The organism is Rhizorhabdus sp. (assembly GCF_018006725.1).
Lineage (GTDB): Bacteria > Pseudomonadota > Alphaproteobacteria > Sphingomonadales > Sphingomonadaceae > Rhizorhabdus.
The window spans coordinates 1-3,836 of sequence record NZ_JAGMXV010000362.1; the positions used below are offsets into that span (position 1 = coordinate 1).

The following is a 3,836-nucleotide window of genomic DNA, read 5'->3' on the forward strand; positions in this document are numbered from 1 at the left end:
GGCCAAGGGCACGACCATCGTCATGGTGTCGCACAAGCCGAGCGTCCTTTCGCAGGCGGACAAGCTGATGATGATCCGCGCCGGGCGGATCGAGAAATACGGCCCGCGCGAGGATGTGCTGCGCGCGCTGAACCCGCCGCAGGCGCCCCAGGGCAAGCCGCCGAGTCCGGCCCTGGCGGAGGTCAAGCCATGAAGTTGCTCGCCGACCTGCGCCGTGCCATCGCGCGCCCCGATCCCAGCGAAACGACCGAGGGTGAACCCGTCGATCCGGCAGCGGCCTTTGCCTCCCGCGATGCCGAGATCGAGCGCCGGCTGCGCCACCCGATGGCGAAGGGCGGCATCGTTCTGCTCATCCTCATCGTCGTCCTGCTGATTTGGGCGTCGCTGTTCCGCGTGTCGGGCGCGGTGCTCGCCCAGGGCGTGATCAAGGTACAGGACAACAGCAAGACGCTGAGCCGGCTCGAGGCGGGCGTCGTCCGCGACATTCTGGTCCGTGAGGGAGAGAAAGTCGCGCAGGGCCAGCTGCTGATCCGCTTCGATGACACCCAGTCCGAAGCCGCCGTCGACATCTTCCAGAGCGCGGTCGACAGCGCTCATGCGCAGATCGCCCGTTTCCAGGCCGAGGCGGCCAACGCATCCTCAGTGAACTTTCCGGCGGACCTCGTCGCGCGCGCCGCGACCGATCCGAATGTCGCCGCCCTGCTCGACGGGCAGCGGGCGTTGTTCGACACGCGGATGACCCTCTATCGCAGCCAGGCGATGGTCTTGAATTCGCAGGCGCAGCAATTGCAGACCCAGGTCGCCGGGCTGCAGATCCAGGCCGACGCGATCGAGGATCAGGGCAAGCTGATCCGCGAGGAATTGCAGGGCGTGCGCGAACTGGCGCGGCAGGGCTATGCGCCCAACAGCCGCCTGCTCGCGCTCGAACGCAGCACCGTGCAGGTACGCGGGCAGAAGGGGGCGGCGATGTCCGACATCTCCCGCGCGCGTCAGTCGATCGGCCAGGTCCGCCTGCAGATCGCCCAGCTCGAGGACAAGCACCAGACCGAGGTCGCCGACGGCATCCGCGCCGCACAGGAAAAGCTGGCGGAGGCCGACCCCAAGCTGCGCTCGGCGAAGATGATGCTGCAGCAGACCGAAATCAGGGCGCCTGTTGCCGGCTATGTCTTCAACCTGACCCAGTTCACCAGGGGCGGTATCGCCGGGGCCGGACAGGTATTACTGCAGATCGTGCCGTCCGACACCAAGCTGGTGGTCGCCGCCGAGGTCGCCCCCCGCGACATATCCGACGTCCGCCGCGACATGCCGGCGCGTGTCACGCTGCTCGGCTTCAACCCGCGCCTCGTCTCTCCGGTCGATGGCAAGGTGACGCTGGTTTCGGCCGATGCCCGCACCAACGAGAAGACCGGGCAGAGCCACTTCCTGGTCGAGATCACCGTGCCGGCCGAGCAGATCGCCAAGGCCGGGCCCAACGTCCGCCTCGCGCCCGGCATGCCGGCCAGCGTCGCGATCGTGACGGGGGAGCGGACGATCATCGACTATCTGCTCGAACCCTTCACCGATTCCATGCGCACGGCCCTCCGCGAACGCTGAGATGACCCGCAAGGTCGATTTCCTCGTCGCGGGGGTGCAGAAGGGCGGCACCAGCGCATTGTTCGAATATCTGCGCGACGTGCCGGGCGTTCATCTACCCGACGTCAAGGAAGCGCATTTCTTCGACGACGAGGCGCAGAACTGGGACCGACCCGACGTCGATGCCTATCATGCGCTGTTCCCAGACCGGCCCGGCCTGTGGGGCGAGGCGACGCCGATCTACCTCTACTGGCCGAACGCGATCGAGCGGATCGCCCGCTATAATCCGGCGATGCGGATGATCCTGATCTTCCGCGATCCGGTCCAACGCGCCTGGTCCCACTGGAAGATGGAATATGCCAAGCGCAAGGAACGCGAACCCTTCGGCTGGTGCATCCGCGAAGGCCGTGCGCGGCTGACCCCCGGCGATCCGCAGGCACCTGGTCATCATCGCGTGTTCAGCTATGTCGAGCGAGGCCTTTATGGTGCGCAGGTGGAACGGCTCCTGCGGCACTTCCCGGCATCGCAATGTCTGTTCCTGCGATCCGAAGATCTCCGCGCGGACCCGACCGGGACTATCACGTCGATCTGCCGCCTCCTGGACATCGACGCGCCGACCCGCGTGCTGCCCCGCACTGTGCACCAAGCGCGCGAAGATATCGACTATCCTTCCCGGCTGACGGCCGATGATCGCGCTTTGCTCGCCGATGTCTACGATATCGACCTCTCGCGATTCGAGACGCTTACGACGCTCGACGCCAGCGACTGGCGTCGCCGGGAGTAGCCGGCGGGGCTGCCGGTGGCCGCCTTTGCGCAGAAATGATCGCGGATAGCGGGGCCTGCTGCTTCCGGACGCTGCCTTGTTTCGCTGCCACCATCCCCTTTCTACGGAAGTTGGCGAACCTGCCGCCTTCGAACACTGGCACAGACGTAGAAATTCGTCGCCAGGCGCATGAAGAAAGCCATGCTGCGCTGCGCTTTTGTCTGTTGCGCGGTTGAGAAAGCTTGGCTAAGCAACGTGCTGGGCTTGCTCGTCGAACCATGCCGTGGGGGATCGGTTCGCGGGCGGCAAGGGGCGCCTCCCGCTCGTGGATACGGGAGGTTGCGCGCTGCTTGCCCGGGTAAGGTTCAACTGGAGGTTCTAATGGCTAATTACACTTTCGAAACGATGACGTCGGCTGACGCCGCGAATTTCACGACCGGCGACACCCTTACTTTTTCGGGCAGCACGCTGACCCCGGCTGACGTCACCGTCGCCAACAGCGCGAACGCGTTCGACATCACCACGCTGACCGCCGGCGGCAAGTCGCTTTCCTTCCCGGGTTCGGCTCTCTCGGGCGCGAACATCCAGTTCGTCAGCTCGTTCATCGCCGGCAGCGGCGCGACCCTCTCGGTCGGCACCAACGGTGGTGACTCGCTCAGCCTGAGCACCAGCGACGACGGTTCGTACATCTATGGCTTCGCCGGCAACGACGAAATCGAGTCCTCCGGTTCGGGCGCTGTCACCATCTCGGGCGGCGACGGCAACGACCTGATTTCCTCGTCGGGCGGCGGCTCGATCGACGGCGGCGCTGGTGCGGACTCGATCGTGTCTGACACGGACGATGCGGTCGTCATCCTCGGCGGTGCCGGCAATGACGAAATCAGCATCAACGGCAGCCCGGAAGCCACGATCACGGCTGGCGCAGGCGACGACAGCGTCGATGTCGACAGCGGCACCGAAGGTCTGCTGAACGTCACCCTGGGTGACGGCAACGACGTGTTCGATGCGAGCAGCAGCGCTGCGACCACGGTCGTCGAAGGTGGCGCTGGCGCCGACGAGATCTACGGCGGCGACGGTAATGACCGTCTCTATGGCCAGAGCGCAGCTGGTGGTGCCGACGGCAATGACATCATCGAGGGCGGCGCTGGCTCGGATTACCTGCAGGGTAATGCCGGTGCAGACGACCTCGACGGCGGTGCCGGCTCGGATCGCATCTTCGGTGGTGCAGACAACGACACCATCGTCGGTGGCCTGGGCAACGACACCGTCAACGGCAACAAGGGTGACGACTCGATCAACGGCGGCGACGGCAACGACTCGCTGCGCGGCGGTGCCGATGACGACATCATCTTCGGTGGCGCGGGTAATGACGTCATCCTCGGCGATGCCGGCGACGACACGCTTCTCGGCGGCGCAGGCAACGACACCATCGACATCCTCCCCGGTGGCGCTGGCAACGATGTCGTCGTGTTCGGCGGCACCGATGCCGCGGTTGCCACGA

The 3,836-nt window shown here is 65.8% G+C and carries 4 protein-coding genes; all 4 read left to right on the top strand.

The genetic code is table 11. From position 1 onward, the window contains the following. Positions 1 to 193, top strand: a 193-nt coding sequence (locus KAY22_RS26000; protein ID WP_296625995.1) for a hypothetical protein, incomplete at its 5' end; no start/stop codon positions are given. Then, positions 190 to 1,593 carry an HlyD family type I secretion periplasmic adaptor subunit gene (locus KAY22_RS26005; RefSeq protein ID WP_296625996.1) on the top strand — a complete coding sequence of 468 codons (1,404 nt, stop codon included), beginning with the start codon at positions 190 to 192 and terminating at the stop codon, positions 1,591 to 1,593. The genes KAY22_RS26000 and KAY22_RS26005, both read left to right, overlap by 4 nt. 1 nt (position 1,594) lies before the next feature. Next, positions 1,595 to 2,356 carry a sulfotransferase domain-containing protein gene (locus KAY22_RS26010; protein ID WP_296625997.1) on the top strand — a complete coding sequence of 254 codons (762 nt, stop codon included), beginning with the start codon at positions 1,595 to 1,597 and terminating at the stop codon, positions 2,354 to 2,356. Between the two features lie 168 nt (positions 2,357 to 2,524). Beyond that, positions 2,525 to 3,836: calcium-binding protein (locus KAY22_RS26015; RefSeq protein ID WP_296625998.1), on the top strand; the 1,312-nt coding region annotated here is incomplete at its 3' end.